14 protein-coding genes are annotated in these 23,027 nt (G+C 37.9%); 1 reads left to right on the forward strand and 13 read right to left on the reverse strand.

What is annotated here, in order from left to right; genetic code table 11:
• The first annotated feature begins 178 nt into the window (after window positions 1–178).
• Window positions 179–4,513: a PAS domain S-box protein gene (locus ACUN24_RS02655; protein ID WP_445561119.1), complete on the forward strand. Its 4,335-nt coding sequence runs from the start codon at window positions 179–181 to the stop codon at window positions 4,511–4,513.
• Between the two features lie 1,382 nt (window positions 4,514–5,895).
• Here ACUN24_RS02655 and ACUN24_RS02660 read toward each other — a convergent pair.
• From ACUN24_RS02660 to ACUN24_RS02720, 13 genes are all read right to left on the reverse strand, one after another.
• Window positions 5,896–7,503: a gliding motility protein RemB gene (locus tag ACUN24_RS02660; RefSeq protein ID WP_445561120.1), complete on the reverse strand. Its 1,608-nt coding sequence runs from the start codon at window positions 7,501–7,503 to the stop codon at window positions 5,896–5,898.
• A gap of 4 nt (window positions 7,504–7,507) precedes the next feature.
• A complete protein-coding gene (locus tag ACUN24_RS02665; protein ID WP_445561121.1) occupies window positions 7,508–9,442 on the reverse strand; it encodes a polysaccharide biosynthesis protein in 1,935 nt (644 codons plus the stop codon).
• A 128-nt stretch (window positions 9,443–9,570) separates the two neighbouring features.
• Window positions 9,571–10,479, reverse strand: coding sequence for a nucleotidyltransferase family protein (locus tag ACUN24_RS02670; protein ID WP_445561122.1), 909 nt, complete (start codon window positions 10,477–10,479; stop codon window positions 9,571–9,573).
• A gap of 1,032 nt (window positions 10,480–11,511) precedes the next feature.
• Complete coding sequence (locus tag ACUN24_RS02675) at window positions 11,512–12,903, reverse strand: undecaprenyl-phosphate glucose phosphotransferase (RefSeq protein ID WP_445561123.1); 1,392 nt, start codon at window positions 12,901–12,903, stop codon at window positions 11,512–11,514.
• Between the two features lie 162 nt (window positions 12,904–13,065).
• Window positions 13,066–14,460 (reverse strand): UDP-glucose 6-dehydrogenase, encoded by a 1,395-nt coding sequence (locus tag ACUN24_RS02680; RefSeq protein WP_445561124.1) that lies wholly within the window; start codon window positions 14,458–14,460, stop codon window positions 13,066–13,068.
• Between the two features lie 500 nt (window positions 14,461–14,960).
• Window positions 14,961–15,767 carry a rhamnogalacturonan acetylesterase gene (locus ACUN24_RS02685; protein WP_445561125.1) on the reverse strand — a complete coding sequence of 269 codons (807 nt, stop codon included), beginning with the start codon at window positions 15,765–15,767 and terminating at the stop codon, window positions 14,961–14,963.
• 289 nt (window positions 15,768–16,056) lie between these two features.
• Window positions 16,057–17,430: a hypothetical protein gene (locus ACUN24_RS02690; RefSeq protein WP_445561126.1), complete on the reverse strand. Its 1,374-nt coding sequence runs from the start codon at window positions 17,428–17,430 to the stop codon at window positions 16,057–16,059.
• A 12-nt stretch (window positions 17,431–17,442) separates the two neighbouring features.
• The gene (locus tag ACUN24_RS02695) at window positions 17,443–18,537 is read right to left on the reverse strand and encodes a glycosyltransferase family 4 protein (RefSeq protein WP_445561127.1); all 1,095 of its coding nucleotides are present in this window, start codon (window positions 18,535–18,537) and stop codon (window positions 17,443–17,445) included.
• Window positions 18,534–19,550 carry an acyltransferase family protein gene (locus ACUN24_RS02700; RefSeq protein WP_445561128.1) on the reverse strand — a complete coding sequence of 339 codons (1,017 nt, stop codon included), beginning with the start codon at window positions 19,548–19,550 and terminating at the stop codon, window positions 18,534–18,536. The genes ACUN24_RS02695 and ACUN24_RS02700 overlap by 4 nt, the downstream gene beginning before the upstream one ends.
• Before the next feature lie 28 nt (window positions 19,551–19,578).
• Entirely contained in the window at window positions 19,579–20,640 is a 1,062-nt protein-coding gene (locus tag ACUN24_RS02705) for a glycosyltransferase (RefSeq protein ID WP_445561129.1), read from the reverse strand.
• 82 nt (window positions 20,641–20,722) lie between these two features.
• Window positions 20,723–21,307 carry a serine O-acetyltransferase gene (locus tag ACUN24_RS02710; protein ID WP_445561130.1) on the reverse strand — a complete coding sequence of 195 codons (585 nt, stop codon included), beginning with the start codon at window positions 21,305–21,307 and terminating at the stop codon, window positions 20,723–20,725.
• A gap of 27 nt (window positions 21,308–21,334) precedes the next feature.
• Complete coding sequence (locus ACUN24_RS02715; protein ID WP_445561131.1) at window positions 21,335–22,435, reverse strand: glycosyltransferase; 1,101 nt, start codon at window positions 22,433–22,435, stop codon at window positions 21,335–21,337.
• 3 nt (window positions 22,436–22,438) lie between these two features.
• Window positions 22,439–23,023: a serine O-acetyltransferase gene (locus ACUN24_RS02720; protein ID WP_445561132.1), complete on the reverse strand. Its 585-nt coding sequence runs from the start codon at window positions 23,021–23,023 to the stop codon at window positions 22,439–22,441.
• Window positions 23,024–23,027: the final 4 nt, after the last annotated feature.

Consider the following 23,027-nt stretch of genomic DNA (forward strand, 5'->3'; position numbering starts at 1 on the left):
TTGCTTTTGATATTCAACAACTAATCGTATATTAATAAATACTAAAAAAACTGTAAATTCAGTTAACTTAATTGCCGGGTACATGGCATAAAAATCAGGCTATTAAAATAATTTGTTTTTATTTCTACTTATAATTTAAAGTGAAATAAACAATGATTTACCTGGCAAAAAAATCGAAATGCAAGAAAATGAAAATGCTCGTCTGGAAGCACTTTATAATTACGAAATCATCAACTCTGGACAAGAGAGAGGATTTGACAGGCTTACCGAGATCGCATCGTTAATCTGTGAGTGTGAAATATCATTAATTTCTTTCGCGGAAAAGGATAGGCTCTGGTATAAATCAGCGACCGGTCTTGCCATAGAAGAAGTTCCCAGGGGCTTTGCAATATGTGAGTATGCCTTACTTGGCGAGGAGGCGTTTATCGTCGAGGATACACTCGAAGATGAACGTTTCCGGCACCATGCGCTTACTGAAGACGGCGTGAAAGTGAGGTTTTATGCGGGATATCCTTTAATAGATCCCGACGGCTTTACCCTCGGTTCAATATGCGTAGCAGACCAGGCACCCAAAAAATTAACGGCTACGCAGCAGCGAATATTGTCATTACTGGCCGAAGAGGCCATATCGCTAATCATAGAACGCCGCAAAAAAGAAGAATATAAGAATTTCAGTACACTGTTTAATGACTCTGAAGATCTGATCTGTATTTTGGCTCCGGATGGAAAATTCAAAAAAGTAAATCCAGGCTTTAATAAACTGCTCGGATTCGATGAAACGGAACTGAAACAAAAAACGATCTTTGACTTTATTCCACCCCAGGGTTTGAAAGAGGGAATAGAAGTTTGGGAGCAGCTAAAAAACAGTCAGCCACTTGATGAGCCGACACATACCATGCTCACCAAAGACGGGCAACACAAAACCATTGAATGGACAGTAACTGTTGAAAAGGTAAACGGAAACCTTTTTGCCATTGGGCGTGATGTGACCACCGAGGTCGAAAAAAACAGGGCGCTGAAAGTCAGCGAACAGAAATTCAAGGCTTTCTTTGAAAGCTCACAGGGATTAATGTGCACCCATGATCTTGATGGAAATCTCATCTCACTCAACTCCGCAGCCGCAAAAATACTTGGTTATAAAAGAAAGGAGCTCAAGGACAAGAGCCTTTTTGATATTGTTCCGGCCGAAAGGCATGAAAATTTGCGTCAGTACCTCTTAGAAATTGCAGAACACGGCCATTCGAAAGGACACATGATCGTGAAACAGAAGTCGGGAGAAGAGCGAATCTGGCTATATTCAAATGTGCTACAGAAAGACCTCGACAACACGCCTTACATTGTGGGTAATGCAGTTGATATCACCGCTCAGAAAAAACTTGAGCATGAACTGATCCATACCAGAAACCTTTTGGAGGAAACAAGCAAACTTGCAAAAATAGGCGGATGGGAACTGAACCTGAATCAGGAAAAAGTAAACTGGACGGCAACCACCAGGGAAATACACGGTGTACCAACGGATTTTATACCGACATTGGACAATGCACTTAGTTTTTATAAGGAAGGGGAGAACCGGGAGAAAATACAGCAGGCCGTTACGGAATGCCTGCAGACCGGCAAAGACTGGGATCTTGAACTTGAGCTTAGGGATTTTAGCGGCAAGGAAATCTGGGTAAGGGCTAAGGGGTACGCAAAATCCCCGGAAACTGCAACAGACCGGATCTATGGTACGCTGCAAAATATAGACGAACAGAAGCGTGCAGAACTGGCACTTTTGGAATCCAAAAAACTGCTGGACGATGTACTGTCAGCCTCCACCGCGGTGAGTATCATCGCAACCGATACAGAAGGAATGATTACCGTCTTTAACCGTGCATCAGAACACTTGCTCGAGTATAAGGCAGAGGAAATGATCGGCAGGCAAACACCTGAAATACTCCATGACAAGGAAGAAGTAGAAGAACTTTGTACAAGTTTCTCCTCAACACTCGGCCATGAAGTTAAAGGCTTTGATGTTTTTAAACAATGTGCAGACAGTTCACAACAAGAACGGCCCTTTACTTTTATAACCAAGTCTGGTAAACGCTTGAGGATGTCACTATCCATTACTTCGATAAGGGATTCAGAAGGCAAAATTATTGGATATCTCGGAATATCTACCGATATCAGCCAAAAAGAAGAAACTGAAAAGGCACTTGCGCGGGAAAAAGCAATATTGCTTGCTTTCATTGAAAACGCTCCGGCTTCGGTAGCCATGCTTGATCAGAATATGTATTTCCTTGCAGCCAGCCGCAGATGGGTTAAAGATTATACCCAGATTACAAGTAATATTGAGGGCCTGTGGTATTATGATGTTTTCCCAAACCTTTCCGAAGAACGTATAAATAATCATAAAAAAGTACTCGGTGGCCAAATCCTGAAAAAGGATGAAGATGTATACATTGACATGAGGACCAATACACCACATCAAATCGCGTGGGAAATGCGGCCATGGCACCAGCTGGACGGATCTATTGGCGGGATGATGATTTTCACCCAGGACATATCAGCATCAGTGGAACACAGGGAAGAAATGACCGTCGCGAGGCTGCGTGCCGATCATGCAAACGCCGCTAAGTCCGAATTTCTGGCCAATATGAGCCATGAAATAAGAACGCCGCTGAATGGGGTGATAGGTTTTACCGATCTGGTACTGAAAACGCAGTTAAATGATACGCAAAAACAATACCTCACCATCGTAAATCAGTCTGCAAATGCTTTATTAAGTATTATCAACGATATTTTAGATTTCTCAAAAATCGAGGCCGGCAAATTTGAGCTGGATATCGAAAAATGTGATCTGTACGATATTGCCTGGCAGGCCAGCGACATTACCACTTACCAGATCCAGGCCAGAAACCTGGAGATGCTGTTAAACATCCCTCCCGATCTACCGAGATTTGTCTGGACTGATGCGCTGCGTTTAAAACAGGTTTTAATAAATCTATTGGGGAATGCAGCCAAGTTTACCACGAAAGGAGAAATAGAACTTAGAATAGAGAAGCTCGGCAAGGACGGAGATCATCATTCATTCCGTTTTAGCGTCCGGGATACCGGTATAGGGATCGAAAAAAACAAACAGGCAAAGATTTTTGATGCTTTTTCCCAGGAAGATTCCTCGACCACCAAAAAATATGGAGGAACCGGATTAGGACTTACGATTTCCAACAAGTTACTCAAGATGATGGGGAGCCATCTCGAACTAAAAAGTTCCCCGGGAGAAGGGAGTACTTTTTTCTTCGAAGTAAACCTTAAATCTGAACAGGGAGAACCAATAGAATGGAGAGGAATAGAGAGCATCACAAATGTACTTGTTGTTGATGACAATGATAATAACAGGGCGATATTGGTGAATATGCTCTCCCTTAAAAACATTCAGGCCGACCAAGCCAGAAATGGCTTTGAAGCGCTCCAGTTCCTGGCAGAAGGAAGAGTTTACGACGCGGTATTGATGGACTACCAAATGCAATACATGGATGGATTGGAGACTTCGGCAAAAATCAGGGAAAGTTTCACCCTTGATCAGGGCAAACTGCCATTAATCCTTCTTCATAGTTCCTCAGATGACGAAAAGATTATCAAAGCCTGCAGGGAATTACAGATCGAGCACCGCCTGTTAAAACCGATCAAAATGCATGAGCTTTTCCGGGTGCTATCCAGGCTCAAGACCAATGAAATTGCCGCTGATGATTTAGATCTTCCAAGCCTCCCTGATGAAAACACTAAACATCAGTATAAATTTATGGTTGTAGAGGATAATGAAGTGAACAGGTTTCTGGCTCGCGCACTGATTGAAAAACTTCATCCCAAAGGCATTATACTTGAAGCTGAAAACGGCAGTGTAGCACTAGAGCTATTCCAAAAGGAATCCCCCGATCTTATCTTCATGGATATCCAGATGCCAGAAATGAACGGGTATGAATGTACAGGCAAAATAAGAAAGACCGAAAGTGGCAAAAGAACGCCTATCATAGCCCTTACTGCAGCAAATGTAATGGGAGAGCGGGAGAAAAGCCTGGTAGCAGGAATGGACGACTTCATCACCAAGCCCGTTTTGGAAGAAAATATCGAAACCATATTAAAAAAATGGCTGCCTGATGGTAAAAAGCCTGATGCACATCTCATTGAAATAACCAGGCCTGTACATTTCGATAGTACAAAACTTGAATCCTATCTGAATAATGATAGTGAAAAAATAAAAAAAATAATCGGCATTACCATCACTCAGCTTGAACAGACACTTTTGCAGCTGGACAAAATGCGCGTTCCTGCAGATTCGGAAATGATCATCTCACTTTCACATAAGATTTATGGTATGTCCTCATCAGCAGGGCTCAACAACCTTACAGGAATCAGTTCCAGTATCCAGAAATTGGATATTTCAGACGATATTTCTTTAAAAGCAGGAGTGGAGCTGTTAAAAAAGGAAATTGAAATACTTATTCCGCTATTGAAAAAAAGGTACGCTGTTGACTAATAACCTGAGTTCGATTAATAATATGGCTTTCAGGATTATGCTTTAGCTATTTTAGTATTGGTGTTGTCACCCTGAATTCAGTTCTGGATCTTAATAGCAGAAAAGATGCTGACCACGATTAGCTATTAACCGCAGTCGATTATTAGAGCCTGTTTAAAAATTAAATAAAATTAATTTGTATGTCAGTCTGAGCGTAGTCGAAGACCATTTCAGCGCATTAATAAAAAAAAATCATTAAGCTATCACTTACAGCTTCCAAAAAATTCGTCATTGCGAGGAGGCACGACGAAGCAATCTATCATCCGGTGACCCTTGCTATAAGATTGCTTCGTCGGCTGAAAAAGCCTTCTCGCAATGACGATCCCCGGGGAGATTTATTCCCATTAAATTCTATTGTCATTTATATTGATTTTTATAAAATAAATTATCCTTCAGCGTGAAAGTAAAATGCTATGTAATATTTGCTATAAAAATTTAAACAGGCTCTTAATATTTCTTTAAAGGTCTACTACAGACATTTTTCGTCATAGCCGTCACCCTGACCTGTAGCGAAGCGGAAAGCTACGAGTAAACCGAGCCTTAAGCGAGCTCACCGAAGGTAATTTATTTCAGGGTCTATTAGCAGAAAAGATGCTGACCACGATTAGCTATTAACCGCAGTCGATTATTAGAGCATGTTTAAAAATTAAATAAAATTAATTTGTATGTCAGTCTGAGCGTAGTCGAAGACCATTTCAGCGCATTAATAAAAAAAATTCATTAAGCTATCACTTACAGCCTCCAAAAAATTCGTCATTGCGAGGAGGCACGACGAAGCAATCTATCATCCGGTGACCCTTGCTATAAGATTGCTTCGTCGGCTGAAAAAGCCTTCTCGCAATGACGATCCCCGGGGAGATTTATTCCCATTAAATTCTATTGTCATTTATATTGATTTTATAAAATAAATTATCCTTCAGCGTGAAAGTAAAATGCTATGTAATATTTGCTATAAAAATTTAAACAGGCTCTCAATATTTCTTTAAAGGTCTACTACAGACATTTTTCGTCATAGCCGTCACCCTGACCTGTAGCGCAGCGGAAAGCTACGAGTAAACCGAGCCTTAAGCGAGCTCACCGAAGATAATTTATTTCAGGGTCTATTTAGCAGAAAAGATGCTGAAATAAATTCAGCATGACGATCGCCAAGGAATATGTGCTAAAACAAATACTATTTAATTTAGATGGTCCACACGATAGGCCTACGTGTGATCCGAGAGCTATCGAATGACGGCTGTACTAATGGATTCTGCCTATGGAAGGGTTATAAACAAAGCACTTCAGAACTATAGTTTTGAAGCGCTTTAAAGTATTTTTTTCTTCCGGGAAAAGTATCTTGCCCGCTAAAAATCGTGGTATATGTTTCTGAAACTACTTCTGATGCCGAAGGTTAGCAAGCTACTATTTTCTACAGTAGTACTACTCTCCCGGCGGAATGCCCCGGCCAGTTCCAGGCGGAGGTTATATTTTGGATTAAGCAGATAAGACACCTGAGCACGGGCAAAATAGAGATTGGTCTTTATTCCCTGACCAACTTTACTGCCGTATTGCACAGACCGCGTATCATAACTTTTAAAGATATCGCCACCATAGTTTTGGCCATCAGGGTCTTTCCCGTACCTCGAATAAAGTGCTTCCCCCTGTACATCGAAACGCTTATAACTATAGTTCAATATTCCTAAAAATTCCCTAAAATTAGCCCCAAAAGGGTGTGCAAGAGGTTGGTTGTAATTAGAATAATTTGATACCCTGTCAAAATGGGCGTAAGTATATGGACGGGCAGTATTAAATTCTGCCAGATAATTAAGATGCTTTACCTTAAAAAGATCGGATCCACGTAATCCAAGCTGAACGGCATATTTATTGGCCCAGTATCCATTTCCGGCGAAAAATTCCTTTGCGGTGAACTCATCAAACATAAACTGTCCATAAAGTGCGGTATTCTTCAAAACTTCGTATTTCAGATTAAAACCCAGCCTCATCTTATCAGGCGAAGTTGTATTGGTATTTTCTACTGGTCTTAAAAAGATAAAAGGATGTACGTAATTAAAATCAAAACCCCGTTTGCCTTCAACTTCAGCATCAGCCCAGGTCACAGCCTGAAAAAATCCCACAGAGAACTTTTTGGTAACATTCCAATCCACATAATGGGCTGCCATCCATTTACCCCTATCGCCCAGCCTGCGGTCAGCAGTAAGTTTGGGTGCGCCGGGATCGAGCATATAGGCAAAGATCGTTTGGTATTGGACAGCACCAAGCGTAGCCCTTACCCTAAAAAAAGAATAATTGGAAGACACATCAGAAAGCAGCATGGAGCGGTATCCATCCCCAATGAAGTTCTTATCATATCCTAATGAAAAGTTAAGGTGTGTATTCGGCGTATAAGACAATAATGCCGTAACGTATGACCAGTCCTGTGTATCGGTGCCGAGTTTGCCTGAGCCCTGGCCCGGAACAACCTGATTGGTGACAATGTAACGGTTTACATAATCAACAAATTTACCCTGGTTCTCAAATCCGTTCAGATAAAAAGAAAACTGTTTTCCTACCGATCCACCAACCTGAAACCCTCTGGTGTTCAGCCAGGTATTCCTTTTACCACTAAAGTCCCTGCCAACCTGGAAATCGGGCAGAAAATCAGCATAAACCTTGTAATCCTCACCATTAAATTCTAATAAATGTTCGTTGAATAATTTCCTATGCACCCAGGAACCTTTATTCAGCGTATCCATTCCAATTTTCATTAACGAATCGTAAGATGCCGCAATTTCAACCCCATCGGAGTAGATGCCTTTTATTGAGGAGTGTAACTTGTTATCCTGGCTATAGATCTGCTGATTAAATTTCTGATAAAACTGATAATCATACGGGATATTAACATTTGGAGTAGATTGACCCCATGAGGTGATCACAGAAAAGGCCAGAACAGCCAGGACAAAAATTTTCTTCATTTTATTAATTAACCAAATGGTCAAGCTCTTCAAATATCGAGTTCATACTCTTAAATTCCGGAACCATTTTTTTCATATTCATCACCACCTGCATGTCATCATCCTGCTTAGCAGATCTGATCAGCTCGGCGATGTTACTTGCAACCTCATCAAATACATATTCCCTCACTTTACCTATCATAATTTTCTCATGATGGGTAGGCATTGTATTCTCATTATCATTTAACAGTTCTTCATAAAGTTTTTCTCCCGGACGAAGACCTGAAAATTCTATTTTAACATCTACATTGGGTTCAAGACCGGCTAACTTGATCATCTTTTTCGCAAGGTCTAAAATCCTGACAGATTTGCCCATATCGAAAACAAATATTTCCCCCCCGTTGCCCATACATCCTGCTTCAAGTACCAACCTGCAGGCTTCAGGAATTGTCATAAAGTACCTGGTAATATCAGGATGCGTAACGGTGACAAGACCTTTTTCGATCTGCTGTCTGAAACGCGGAATAACCGAGCCATTCGATCCCAGCACATTGCCGAATCTGCTGGTAATAAACTTGGTGACTGGCCTTTTTTCCAGTCGGTTAATGTAACTCAATCCATTACTGAATAAAAAATCACGTTGGCCAAGCGAATTGTTGAGCGACTGAACATAAATCTCTGCAATTCTTTTAGATGCACCCATGATGTTGGTTGGGTTTACCGCTTTATCGGTCGAAATCATCACAAATTTCTGAACGCCATATTTAACTGCTTTATCCGCAACCGTTTTTGTACCCAATACATTTGCCTTAATCGCTTCGGCAGGATTCTCCTCCATTAAAGGAACATGTTTGTATGCAGCGGCATGATAAACGTAATCCGGACGATACATGTTAAAGAGTTTGTCCATACGCTGTTCATCTCGAACGTCGCCAACAAAAGATTGATAATTTTTAGTACGGTCGCCTTCATCAAGTTCCAGATAAAGATCATGTAATGCCGTTTCTGACTGATCGCATAAGATGATCAGACCAACATCAAACTTGGATAACTGCCTCACAATTTCACTCCCAATAGAACCTGCAGCGCCGGTAATCAGTATTCTTTTTTTGTGCAGCATCTTTCCGATCCCTTCAATATCGATACTTATCGTTTTTCTGTTCAACAGATCTTCGATATTCAATTTTTGAATCTGCGCATGCTGTAATTTTCCGTTGGTCCATGCGTCTGCCGGTGGAATGTTTAACACCTTGATATCATGTTCTAAACACAAGTCAACAATAGCATCTCTTTTTTCAGTAGGAATACTGTAGGACGCAAAAATAATTTCATCTATCTCGTGTTTGACAATTAAATGCGCCAGATTTCGGGCATCCAGAATATTGACACCATCAATTGCCTTACCGATCTTACGCTGGTCGTCATCTACAAAGGCAACAATGTATTTATTCACTTTCTCGTCATGATCAAAAGTTCTTTTGGTAGCCATACCCGCTTCTCCCGCACCATAAATGATGACCTTTTTTTTGTCCAGTTTCAGATTTTTAATGTACATAAAAATATACTTAATGAAAATCCGGTAGGTAATTAAAAAAAGAAAACTGAATAATCCTCCAATGATCAATATCGTGTTTGGTATAAGTGGCTTGGTTAGAAAACTTATAGCGAACAGGTTAAAGATGAAATAAACACCGGTGGAGATCATGACCGAGCATAATATCCTAACTGAGTCCTGAGCACTGGTATATCTGATTATACCAGAATAGCTTTTGGTTAATAAGAATACTATCGAATTGATAAACATTAACAGCAGCAGATTGCTTGACAATCGGGGTATATCCACTGATGTTAGGTTTAAATTAAACTTTAACATGTAGGCGAAAACCATCGCCAATGAACAACAAATCAGATCGAGGGTAAAAATAACCCACCTTGGGACAATATTAATTTGTGTAAACAATTTTTTATAGGCTAAGTGTGTATTTCAAAGACAAACACCATCCGCAATAATCCTGCCATTCTATTGCCAAAGTATTTGCCTACACGCCAAGCGATGAAATATTTTAAAGAATTGCTAAATCAAGCCACTTACGACCACAGGTTTTTTGGATAATCACCGCCGGCAGTTAACTGATCAAGTTCAGACCGCACAATCTCAGCATCTTCTTTAAAAGTCACGCCAAACCACCTGGCATCGGTTTTAACAAGACTAACAACTCCTTTACCCTCATTGATCAGCTTATCTACAACCTCGGGAATCAAAAATTCCGCTTTCAGATCTCCATCATGCTGGTCCAGGAACTTATAAAATTCATCTTCGCTCCACGCTACGAATGATGGTGTAAAACAGAAAAAATTCATACTTACTGGTGTTAGTAAATCCATCTCTACCTCATCTCCCTCATTAACCCTGAATGCCTTACCATCACGTTTGAAAATTTCTTTTCTTTCGGTAATCCCTACAACAAAATCCGCTTGATCTACCCTGATTTCCCCACGAGTCACCGCACCATGCTCACTCAGCGTATTTTTCAACTGGTAACCCAGGCAGGCATACTTTCCGTCTTCAACTGACTCCGTTAAAAACCCATAAGCTTTTTCGAAAGCATCCAGTCCATAGAAATCATCCGCGTTAATTACCGCAAAGGGTGCATCAAGCACATCCTTGCAACACAATAAGGCATGCTGTGTTCCATAAGGCTTAACACGGTCTGCAGGTAAAGCCCGGCCGTTCCTGAATTTATCCAGGCTTTGATAAACATATTCGAGCTTAACCTTACCCAGAAGTTTTGGTTCTATTGCAGCTTTGAAAGATTCGGCAAATTCTTCTCTGATAATAAAGATCACTTTATCGAATCCGGCTTTAATGGCATCAAAAATTGAATACTCCATGATGGTTTCGCCGGATGGGCCGAATGATTCTGTTTGTTTACTTCCGCCGTACCTGCTAGCCATGCCGGCTGCCAAAATTACTAATGATGGTTTGAGATTAGTCATTTAAACTTTTTTTTTAAAATATAAGCGCTAAAATACATTTTTTAACTCAAAAAAGATCAGATAATGCCAAAAAAGTGACACAAGTCACATCTATTATTTCTAAAAAATAACAAATTATTAACATTAATTTAATATTAACGAATAACACAAGAGCAAAATTCTAAAATACTTGACTTAAGTCATTTATAATGATTAAAATCATGAAAAACAATAACAATCATCCCTCTCTATACCTAAAAAGAAGTACTTAATTTCCTTATCTTTGTGCAATATCTGAATCTTTACAGATTTTCACCAAACAACAAGCTATCCTTATTATCATGGCAACATCTGAAGTAGTCAAACAAGAGCATAAATGTCCGAAATGTCAAAATGAATTAAATCGAATCCCAAGAAACTTCATTTTAAAAAAAATACTGCCTTTCATTCCGCTTAAACATTTCATGTGCTATAGATGCAAGCGAAAATTTTATAGAATCAGTTCCTAAAATTGAAACTGTTCAAATTTATTAGGTAATCTAAGTCGATTACCTACTCAGTAATATAGTATATCAAACAGTTTGTAAAATTTGACCCAGGTAAATTTTTTATCTAAAACCCATTAATTAAATAATACTAGGAGCCTGTTTAATTTTTTAAATATTAAATCAAATAGCCTTTTGCTGTCACGCTTAGTATAATGGATTGCTTTTTTTAATGCGCCAAAATAGTCTTCGAGTGCGCTATCAATGACAGATTTAAAAAATCGCCGTCATTTCGATCCGATAGCTAGCTATCGGAAGAAGCGCAGCGAAATGGAGAAATGATACTTCGAGACCATCCACCTTCTTTATCCATCTGTCCATTCATATTGATTTTTATAAAATAAATCATCCCTCATCAGACAGACATACGAAATAAATTTTATTTAATTTTAAACAGACTCTAAGAAATCCTGTATTGGATTTTCAGAAGTCCAATCTGTAAAACAATAACTAACAGGGAAATTTAAATTAACAATCAGCCATTTAACCAATTTAAAGGCTCAACTGATCAATAGGCGTTATCTTCTCCTCTTAAGGCATTAATTACCGTCATAAAAATAATTTTCACATCAAGCATAGCAGTCCAGTTTTCCAGATAAAAGATATCGAATTTTACCCTGTTCTCCATGGCATTATCCTCCTTTGTTTCGCCCCTAAACCCATTAACCTGCGCCCAGCCAGTTATTCCTGGTTTTAAAAAGTGGCGAACCATAAACTGACTGATAATCTTCTTATATTCTTCGGTATGTTTCAGCATATGCGGACGTGGGCCGACAACACTCATTGACCCAACAAAGACATTAAAAAACTGTGGCATTTCATCCAGACTTGTTTTACGAAGGAAGTGCCCAATTTTAGTAATTCGATCGTCATCCTTAGTAGCCTGTTTATGATCACTATCCTTATTGATTTTCATGCTCCTAAACTTCCAACACCAAAAGGGCTCATCATTCCTTCCACTTCGGAGCTGCTTGAACAGTACAGGTCCGGGACTTTGGAGTTTAATCAATATGGCAATTATCGGATAGAGCCAGCTCATTACAAATACAATAACAAAGGCACTAAAAATCACATCAAAAGCACGTTTCTTAAATCGATTACCCATGATCTCTAATGGTTCATTCCGCAAGGTGATCATCGGAAATTCCCCCCCCATATACGATATCGTATAAGGGGCGGCCAATGCTCCACCAATATCAGGAACAAATTTCAACCTAACACACTGCTGATCTGCAACTGATACCAATCTGCTCACGTCATTCATCCTATGTGGTGCTATCGCTACATAGATTTCTTTCACACCAGACTCGACAGCTTTTTTTATTTTATCTGAGATCCTGTCATTACCATCCATCGAATCATAGATATCATCATCATCACCAACAAATCCAAAGAAGTCTAAACTTCTTTGCTTATGAATATAGCCCGACAACCTTGTAGCCGTTTCATTTGACCCCATTACAGCCACTTTTTTTGCTGCATTGAATTTGTTGATCACAACGTACTGAATAAATGTTCCGACGAATCTATTCAGGATAAATGCACCAACCAGTATAATATAAAAAATAATCAAAAAAGTTCTTGAAAATTCATATTCTGCAGAAAACAATAAATAGGATAGGTATAAAACAAAGTGAAAGGCTAGCGTACGATATGTACCCCTATAGATGCGCTCAATTTTTCTAGCTCCATAAGAGGAGTAAAGCCCAAAGATTGCAGATCCGAAGAGCCAAATCAAATTGCAAACCACCACATGGTGTCTATCAATTTCATTGTGCACGGTTTTACCTAAAAGAGGTGTGATATAATAGGCCGAAAAATACACTACATTAAGCATAATTAAGTCCGTAACCGGCAAAATATACTTCAGCAGATATAAGTATCTCGTTGGGGAGTTCATGCTTAGATAATGAGATTAGACAAAATCAAATTTAAACAAATGTTTTGGGACTAAGTGCTATTAGAAGTAAAAAGTAATTGATATTTGTAATGAAAAATATTTGCAAACCGAAATTACGCGCAAAATTTAGCTAATGGTTCATTAACTGTTATTAAATTGATGTTATACGCCAATTCCATTTACCTGAAAACCAATTTCTTTAAGCGATTTGTGGTCTAAAACATTTCTACCGTCGAAAATTTTTGCCGGTTTGAGCATTTTAGAATAGATCCGGTGCCAATCATAGTCCTTAAATTCATCCCACTCTGTTAAAACGGCTATTGCATGTGCCCCATCACAGGCCTCATAAGGATCCTCAAACACAGTTACTCCGCTTGTATTTGATTCGACAGATCTGGTTTCTAAATATTGCAGATCATGATAGATCTGATCTCTTTGTACTTTAGGATCGTAAACCTGAATATATGCTTGTTCGTTCAACAACTCATCGGCTACGTAGATAGCGGCAGATTCCCGTGTATCGTTGGTATCTTTTTTAAATGCCCAACCCAGGAAAGTAATTTTTTTACCAGAAACTGTATTGTACAGGCTCTTCACTATATTTAGGGCAAAACGTTTTCTTTGGTGGTTGTTCATAATGATCACCTGTTCCCAATAATCGGCTACTTCCTGCAAACCAAAAGACCTGGAGATATAAACCAGATTTAGGATATCTTTTTGAAAGCATGATCCCCCAAAACCTACTGATGCCTTTAAAAACTTCGGTCCTATGCGACTATCTGTACCAATAGCCCGGGATACTTCATTGATATTGGCTTCCGTTTTTTCACATAGTTCAGATATGGCGTTAATAGAGGATATTCTTTGCGCCAAGAATGCATTCGCTACCAGCTTAGAAAGCTCGGATGACCAAACATTTGTAGTAAGAATCCGTTCCCTGGGAATCCAGTTAGCATAAACATCCACAAGGGCAGCAATGGCATCCTGGCCTTCTTCGGAGTCGTCCCCTCCGATCAGTACACGATCAGGAGACAATAAGTCTTCTACTGCAGTACCTTCAGCCAGAAATTCCGGATTAGATAAGACCTGAAATTTTACGCCACTCCCTGTGTTATGAAGAATATCACGTACAGCTTCTGCTGTACGAACTGGCAAAGTTGATTTTTCTACAATGATTTTGTCAGAAGTGGATACCCTCGCGATTTGTCTTGCACAAAGCTCTATCCATTTTAAATCAGCGCCCATTCCCTTACCAGAACCATACGTTTTAGTTGGTGTGTTTACGGAGATAAAAATCATCTCGGCCTCAGCAATGGCTTGATCTACATCTGTCGAAAAAAATAGGTTTCTGCCCCTGGCTTCGGCAACAACATCACCTAAACCCGGCTCGTAAACAGGGATATTATTAACATCAGGATCATTCCAGGCAGCAATTCGCGCTTCATTCAAGTCTACAATTGTAACTTTAATATCAGGGCACTGTTTTGCTACCACGGCCATAGTAGGCCCACCAACATATCCTGCACCAATGCAACAAATGGTTTTTATTTTCTTCATTCTTAAAATTGTTATTATTCAGCATACAATTATATAGAAAAGCCGTGATAATTTTATAAATTTTTCTATTATGGCAGTGTAAATTGCATTACAAAAGTCAACATTTTAGAGAATCGAAATAAAAATGGATATATTAACAAGGGGAAAGCATTGAATCTTTTATTAGCAAAAGATATTGGCTACGCTATATTCTTTCACAGGAACATGCAAATGGCAAGCCATTAATCCCATGGTATAAAATGTTAGGTGTGCTTATCCAATCGGCATAGATACAGGAGTTGCCGCCTCGTAAATGAAAAAAAATAAACAAAGACCTTCTGGATAGCACAAAAGAACCAGCTTAAAGATCTCCGCTGACCAAATTATAACTCCTTTCGACAACGAGTAAAGGTGTGGTATTAGCTTACGAAGAAATAATTAAAGAAAAAATGCAGCTGAATAGCTAAAATAATGTTTTTCTAAAAATTAATATCACAAAAATAAGCTCTGCTAAACTATTGCTATTCCAGGTTAAAATTATTGCGTTTATTAATTTCTTTCAATCCGTCATAAACTAATCGTGCTACTTCCTTAGCGCCATCCGGCTGAAAATGAGTATGGTCTTTTAGCCCTTTTGGATAAGCTTCATATTTCCCCGAATCTAAATTCATAAAGTAATTTTTGGTAACAAAATCGCTCCCTTTTGTCATGAAAAATGCTGCAGAAAGTGAAGTTAGGTCTATTATGGGCACATTTAATTCTTTAGCCACATCTTTCATCGCCTGTGGATATTCGCCGTGGGCGTTCCCAAGTTTTCCATCTTTCCATGGGAAATCCATTGCAACTGGGGTAACAAGGACCGGCAAAGCGCCTTTAGTTCTTGCTTCTTTAACGTAAATTCTTAAAAAGTCTTTATATTGGGGAATAGCCACATAACGATCAGGTCTACCTTTTGCTTCATCATTATGACCAAATTGAATCAGTACCAAATCATCCTTTTCCAAAGTAGACATTACATCTTTCCACCAGCCTTCTTCGAAAAAAGTCCTGGTGCTTCTACCGCCTTTGGCTTTATCAATAACAAGCGCACTATCACTTTTTATAAGTTTATTTAATTTTTTTAGGTTATCCTTTTTTAAGAATTGTTGAAAAACCTGCCCCCAGCCCGTCATTGGATATCTCTTTTGCATGTAAGCGTCGTCTAGGGAATAATCTGCAACAGTAGAATCGCCTATGAGATAAACCTTCACAGGTTTTGGTTTTATGCTACTAGACATTAACATAATAGCTACTCCAAGGGAGGCAAGAAAGAATTTATATTTTATCATTAGCTTTATTTTAAAAGTTGTACTCGGAAACAATCATATTCGATAATTCCGGAATCATTGGTTTTCGTATCTGTCTAATATCAGTAATCTCCTCATTGCACTGATTGAAAAAGTTTGCTAAGTCCCAATAGACATGGTTTTTTCACAGAACAGCTAAATGAAATACTTGTTGTTATGGTATGCAACTCCATCATGCTCAAATAATAAACCAATTCAGAATAATTATTTATCTAATTGTAAGATAATTCGCTATTTTTAATGAAAGAACTTCCAAACTGAAAGCAATATGTTAGGACTTTGTAAAACTCAAAATTAGTCCTTTGCCAATTTGGCTTGCTGCCACTCTAATTGTATTGCCCGACCTCAAAACCTCGCTTGTTATATCTTTGTCTTCTACAAACAACTTCGTTGTTGAGAAGGCCTTTAAGAATATACTGCCTTTTGGCATAGTATAAATGCCTTTTGATGTTAAAAACACTATGAAAATTTTATTCGTAGACGGTTGAATAAGGGCAATAAGATCTTCATTAACAACTGCATGCGTACTCGTATAATTGGATCCGTCCCAATTACGATCTGAAATTGCTGTTTTGTTCAAGTTTTCCCAGTTAGTTAACAATCTGATAAGCTTTAGTTCCGGAGGAACTTCACCGATCGACTGATAATTTGGCGCCGAACCGCTACCCCCCATTCTACCAAACCAGCCAAAGCCTGCTCCAACTTTTGCAGCCTGACATGCAATAGATTTACTCTCGGTAAAAGTATAATAGGATGGGCTGGTACACATCACATAACTTTTTCCAATGAGTCCATTTTTATAAATACTGGAATCATTTAAAAAATCAGTTCCTTTGCTCTCCTGACAAAGGATAGTAGGCATTACAGATCGTGGATCTTTAAATTTCTCTATTTTCGAAATCCAATCGGTATAAATCTTCGATGGTTCCATAATAACATCTACATTTTTATACTTTGCTCTTGCCCTTGCGAATAGATTTTTATAAAAAATATAACGCCCCTCTTCGTAGCTAAAGTACTCATTATTTTTGTTGAAGGAAGTTTTATTAGCTGTAGATAGGTCGTCCCAATATACAGATGTTACCTGCTCACGTTTAGAAGTTTTGGGCGATATCGCCCAAAAGTCACCGCTAAGCTGCGGTACGTCCCAGGCAAAACCGCCGAAATAGAATAATGGATTCCTCTCTTGAATAATAGCAATCTTTTGCATAATCGAATCAATAGCCCACTTTACTACTGATTTTTTCTGAAAGTCTAATTCAACAGAAAATTCGTCTGGACTAAATTGCCACCCCGTTGCCATATTCAAAGGGAAACTCTTACCATTTGGTATCAATCTACAAAACTTCTCATAGAAATTAACCTGACTTTTATTGTAGCTTTTAGTTGTATTAATAGCTCGTTTATAAATAGTGTAATCTGGAGATTCAATATAAAATCGGAATCCACTTGACAATGGGTCTTTCTCCATACCAGGCTGATAAAAAACATAATCATACCCCATCTGTTTGGCATACACAAGGTTTTCATGTGCTGTCCCCCTCCATGCTATTCCGTAGAAATTACGAGCATCAATACCAGCACTTTGTGCAAAGCTTGAACTAAAAAAGGACAAGAACAAAAGAAGAAATAGGAACGATTTCATAGAAAAAATTGTTTAAACCTGCTTATAAACCTCAACTGTTTTTGCTGCAATATCTTCCCATTTATATTTATCCATATTGTAGCTGGTAGGCTCACATCCAACTTCATGCCAGTTTTGCAGCTTTTCACAAAGTGCATCTTCGTTTCCAACCGGAAAGTAGCGGTCTGCTGGTAACTCCACCTGCATATTTGCCGGAATGTCGGAGGCCAAAATAGGAAGTCCATACGCCATTCCTTCTAAAAGTGCAATAGGAAGTCCCTCATAAAAAGACGGTAAAATAAATAAAGAACAATTAGAGAACAATTGTGCCAGAGCATCACCCTTAATAAATCCTGGCATAATAATACCAGCTAATTCGGCCTGTTCTTTCAGTGAGCGAGAATATTCACTCTCATGGTCTGCATCTCCCGCTATCACCAATTTATATTTTAAAGATAACCCCGATTTTTCGTATGACCTAATTAAATAATCAAACCCTTTCTCTGGTACAAAACGCCCCAGTGTAAAAAGATAAGGCTGCCCATCGAGACCATATTTCTGAAGGTATTCTGGTTTAACTATAGGCTTACCGATAATTGATACCCCATTAGGAATTAGTTTTGAATCATAACGGCTATATTTATGTTCTATTCCTTTCCGTATTTCTTCTGAAATAACAATAACTTCATTCGCAAATTTAACTCCTGCCCATTCTCCAACTTTTAGAAAAGCTTTAGCTAAACGCCCCCATTTTTTCCTTTCGTAATCAGGCCCATGGTGGGTCATCACAACATTTAAGCCAAGTAAACGAGCAAATGGGGCGACCAGATTAGGCCCTACTGCATGAATATGGAGGACGTCTGGTCGCTTTATGGCAGCCCATAACACAGCAAGGAATGAATGGACTATTGCCTCAAAAGCTTTGCTTTTTGGGGCATAAATTGTTTTGAGTTTAACTCCTTTAAAATTGTCTTTTGCCGATTCAGTTATATAACCACTTCTGCCAATTACGGTCACATCTAAGCCAAAATTATTCACCAAAACAGGGTATAATTCCTCACAATGTGTTTCAACGCCACCTAAAATATGCGGTATGCCACGCGTCCCACAAACAATGATTTTCTTCATTTTCTTTTATAATTTATTCCCAAAAGGAAGCTAAAGACACGAAATCTTGAAACTACCTTTTCTAAGATATAAGGTCCAATGATTCCAACCGCAATTACTAAACACGCTATTATTATAAACGTTAATTCATTTCCAACGTATCTGCCTATTGGCATTCTATTAAATAATGCTTTCGCAAAGCCTTGAAAAGTAGTATGAAACAAATATATGGTGTATGAGCTAATTGACAATTTAAAAAGTAAGCTTGACAGCGAGCCCTCCTTCTTAGATAGCATCGTAGAAATAGTCATCAATATATAAATACCGAGAAGGGCAATGGCCAAATATTGCGTTTTGGACAGGAAAACATTTGCGAGCGGATACCTAAATTTCATAAAAAATAAGACGCCAAACGCACCAAATGCCATTATAAGTAACTTAACAGAAAAATACCTTTTAATATAATCTCCATACATACTTGAAACCATTCCTACAACAAAAAACAAGAAGATTCCCTTAAATTTGTCTAGGCTTAAGTAATCTGTAAAGTGCACCGGAATGAAAAACAAGATCAATGAGATTGCTAAAAGAAATAACCTTTTGTAAGTATTATCAAAAAAAGGCACAATTAAAAAAATCATAAATAATACATAGATAAACCATAAAAAAGCGCCGGCAGTCATGGGCTCGTATATTTGTCTATAAAATGCATCAACCCCTACCGGACTATCTAAAGATAAATTTCCCGGCGACAAAAGCTTGAGTATAATCACTAGAGATGAAACAGTGAAGTAAGGAATCATTAACCTTTTAAACTTTTTACCAATAAACTCAACGTAATTTACTGGTTTGAAAGTAGAAATATATACATACCCGCTTATAAACATAAATGCTGGCATATGAAATGAGTAAATAATTTTATTCATCATCACATACCAATCTGGAGAATTAGCTGGAAGATAATGGCCAATAACCACTAATACAATACATACAGCTTTTACAATGTCAAGTTCAAGAAATCTTTTTTTATTCATTATAAATAATTTAGATGAGCATTTTATATCAGCTATCGATTAAGCCTTTATATCTAATTCGGAATTTGTCTATAGAATAATTTTCTATCAGATGTTCTTTACTTTTGGCGCCCATCACATTTCTTTCAGCGCCACTTTCTAATAAATAAACTAACCTATCAGAAATTTCATCAAAGTTGCCAACACTGACTAAAAACCCACTTTTTTTATCTAAAATTAATTGATAATTGTCTCCGACATTTGTGGCAACTATAGGCAGGTCCGCATTCATTGCCTCCATAATCGAGTTACTTGTACCTTCGAATACTGAAGTCGACAGATAAATATCGGCGACTTCGAGTAATTCAGCAATATTCTTCGGATCAATGTAAATCTCTACATTATTACTTAGGTTCAATTCTACTACTTTTGCCCTGATTTCTTTTTCCATCTCGCCATAACCGACAATCTGATATAAGATATCCGGGTACTTTTTACGCACAATATCTATAGCGCTTAATGCAGTAAAATAATCCTTTTGCTCAACAAATCTCCCTACACTTATAATTGTCAGACGTTCATTCTTATTTTTATTATTATTAGCAGGTCTTATGTTTTCAAAACAATTGGGAATTACAATCATTTTATCCACCAAAAAGTCTTTTTCCCTAAAATATTTCTCTCCTGAATAGCAATTCAAGATGGCTTTACTTGCCAAATGATTGCATAAGAATCTATCGACGATCAATTTTTTAGGTGGTAGATATGCATTCCTAATTCCCGTATAAACTCGTTTTACACCAGTTAAACGGGAAGCGGCTACGGCGTAAAAATTCGCTGCGGTTAAATAGCTAAAAACAAAATCGATCTTGTGTATCTTCAGGTATTTGCAAAACTTGGTGAATCGTGAATACAGACTGCCATTAAAGGCAACTACCCTGATCTGTGGACTTTCAGAAAGAAGCTTTAAATATTTAGGCTCCTGATATTTATCATTTAAAATTACATAATGCACAATATAATCTCCCGCCAGGGCCTTGGCAAGAAGCACAGATTGCTTTTCAGCACCACCACTAGTAAGATTTTTAACAACAATTACTATGCTTTTCATACTTTCATCGATTTTTTCTTATATTACTTTGTTGATGCACCTAAATGACCAAATACCTATGTTAGGTGTTATACTATCACGCCTAGTTAATATGTTTTATAATATCTGAAATTTTCACCTGCTTAATTTCCTTAGCTGGGATACCTCCAATCATCATATTCTCATTGTAAAATGATTTACCAACAGCTGCATTAGCTGCAATAGCACAATTGCTTGCGATGGTAATATTCCCATATATTTTTGCCCCGGGACCTATATATACATTGTCTCCTATAACAGGCGCCTCAGGTTGCCCCCCAGAAGCACCAATGTTTGTACAAGCTTGTATTCTACAATTCATGCCGACCCTCGCATTTGGATTCACTACAATTGTACCTGTATGAACAATTGCTAAACCAGGGCCAAAAACGTTTTCAGGTATAGACAAACCTAGCTTCAAACTATACTCACGAAATTTATACCTCATATAAAAATAAATACACTTATTTAAGAAGCCTTGTTTACAATTTTTATAATACTCTAGCTTCCGAAGCTTCCTCTGGAATTTGTAGGTATAATGTGGAACAAAAAAGTCTAGAATCTTCCTTTTAGCCCCCCAATCAGCAACTCCAAGAGCAATAGCATCCTGTTTTAAATAGTATTGATAATCTTTTCTATTTTTGATCATAGTTATTTCAAAAATTAAGTTAAGGGTCTAAATAATCTTATTAAACAAAGAATGATATTCTAAAGCACATTTCTCGATAGAATAATTTTTATTAAATACATCCTTTAATTTCCCTTTATTGACTTGATCTTTAAATTGGATGTATCTTTCTATTGTCTTAACGTAGCTATCCAGTGCAAAATCTGGTGAGATAAAGCCTGTTATGCCATCATTAATAATATCAACAGAACCACTTACTGGAGTACTTATCGGTGTACAGCCACATGCAAATGCTTCTAATAAGGTTATTGGCATTCCCTCAAAAATCGAGGATAAGCAAAATGCATCACAAAGATTAAAGTAATCTGCTACATTATTCTTTGTCCCAAGAAAATGAACTGATGGTCCTGCTAAAGCGATCAACTCTCGTCCCATATCAGTACTTTGATAATTATCACCAATGACCAATAATTTGAGATGATAATCTCTGGCAGTCAAAGCATTAATAGAATCAATTAATAGCTTAAGGTTTTTCTGCTTCGAACATTTAGCGATTACCAAAAGTATTAGGTCATCCGCATTTGCTTTCAAAGTATCTATCTCAATTTTAGTCTCCTCATATTGTGGTGTCTTTACAGGTACAGCTCTTCCATTATATATCAGGACATCATTTGTGATACCTGAAAATTCATGAAGCGAAGTACGATTGGAGTCTGAAATGGTCACAATCTTTAACCTATTTGATTTTGAAAACAATTGCGCTATTGTTTTCCTTACGCCATTAAGCAGAATATCAGCCCGATTGTGCAATGTATAAACAAAACGGCATTTCCGATTTAAAATAAAAGCAAGAAAAATATAATGAATTTGACAGTGAACATGAACAACATCAGGTTTTAGTTCATTTATTTTCTGACTAAGTTTCAGTAAATAAGAAAATTTTGCTCCATCCCCATAATTCATTTTTATCAAGCGTACGCGATTTGACAACTCATGCTCATAAAAGTCTTCGTTTCTTTCACTCCGATTTTTAAGTGAGATGACAGTAACATGATTTGCATCATTAGCAGAAAGTTCATTACTTAAATCGACTACTAAGCGCTCTGCACCACCTGGATTAAGCGAATGTATAAGTTGTAGAATTTTCATCAATTAAATCAGATTCTTGTTTTTAAAATTCAAAGGTAGTTCTCTTTCCTTTATTAATTTTGCCGGGATTCCACCAACTATCCAATTATCTGGCACATCAGATAATACGACTGAATTTGCTAAGATAGTTACATTGTCTCCTATTGTTATAGGACCAAATACCTTGCTTCCCAGACCCAAAAAACAGTTCTTACCTATTTTAGGAGTGCCGCCTTGCTCGTCCTGGCCCACAACTACGCCTGGGTATATACACGCCCCCTCACCAATTTTAGCTTTATTATTTATAATTATATGCCCAAAATGATAAAAAATTAATCCCGGACCACATGTATTTAATCCAATTTGAAAACCCAACTTATAAGAGAGCCTCCTCATTTGGTACGTATGGTAAGCTTTCAAAATTCTTTTTATTTTTGATCCAATTGTATGATTAGCATAGTATTCGGCTTTTCTTAAATGAATTAGGTAGCGTGCAATCAGAGCATTTTGACGAACCAATATTCTATCAGAAAAACTAGGTTTATAATGCTCCATATCTAGTGTAAGCCAGTTATTCAAATCATTTCTATCTTTAATCATCTCATTCATAATT

This window comes from Pedobacter sp. WC2501 (assembly GCF_052682415.1).

Excerpts from the sequence above, each read along its gene's own strand:
- ACUN24_RS02655 (WP_445561119.1), top strand. The coding sequence starts at position 179 with ATGCAAGAAAATGAAAATGCTCGTCTGGAAGCACTTTATAATTACGAA.
- ACUN24_RS02660 (WP_445561120.1), bottom strand. The coding sequence starts at position 7,503 with ATGAAGAAAATTTTTGTCCTGGCTGTTCTGGCCTTTTCTGTGATCACC.
- ACUN24_RS02670 (WP_445561122.1), bottom strand. The coding sequence starts at position 10,479 with ATGACTAATCTCAAACCATCATTAGTAATTTTGGCAGCCGGCATGGCT.
- ACUN24_RS02675 (WP_445561123.1), bottom strand. The coding sequence starts at position 12,903 with ATGAACTCCCCAACGAGATACTTATATCTGCTGAAGTATATTTTGCCG.
- ACUN24_RS02680 (WP_445561124.1), bottom strand. The coding sequence starts at position 14,460 with ATGAAGAAAATAAAAACCATTTGTTGCATTGGTGCAGGATATGTTGGT.
- ACUN24_RS02685 (WP_445561125.1), bottom strand. The coding sequence starts at position 15,767 with ATGATAAAATATAAATTCTTTCTTGCCTCCCTTGGAGTAGCTATTATG.
- ACUN24_RS02690 (WP_445561126.1), bottom strand. The coding sequence starts at position 17,430 with ATGAAATCGTTCCTATTTCTTCTTTTGTTCTTGTCCTTTTTTAGTTCA.
- ACUN24_RS02695 (WP_445561127.1), bottom strand. The coding sequence starts at position 18,537 with ATGAAGAAAATCATTGTTTGTGGGACGCGTGGCATACCGCATATTTTA.
- ACUN24_RS02700 (WP_445561128.1), bottom strand. The coding sequence starts at position 19,550 with ATGAATAAAAAAAGATTTCTTGAACTTGACATTGTAAAAGCTGTATGT.
- ACUN24_RS02705 (WP_445561129.1), bottom strand. The coding sequence starts at position 20,640 with ATGAAAAGCATAGTAATTGTTGTTAAAAATCTTACTAGTGGTGGTGCT.
- ACUN24_RS02710 (WP_445561130.1), bottom strand. The coding sequence starts at position 21,307 with ATGATCAAAAATAGAAAAGATTATCAATACTATTTAAAACAGGATGCT.
- ACUN24_RS02715 (WP_445561131.1), bottom strand. The coding sequence starts at position 22,435 with ATGAAAATTCTACAACTTATACATTCGCTTAATCCAGGTGGTGCAGAG.
- ACUN24_RS02720 (WP_445561132.1), bottom strand. The coding sequence starts at position 23,023 with ATGAATGAGATGATTAAAGATAGAAATGATTTGAATAACTGGCTTACA.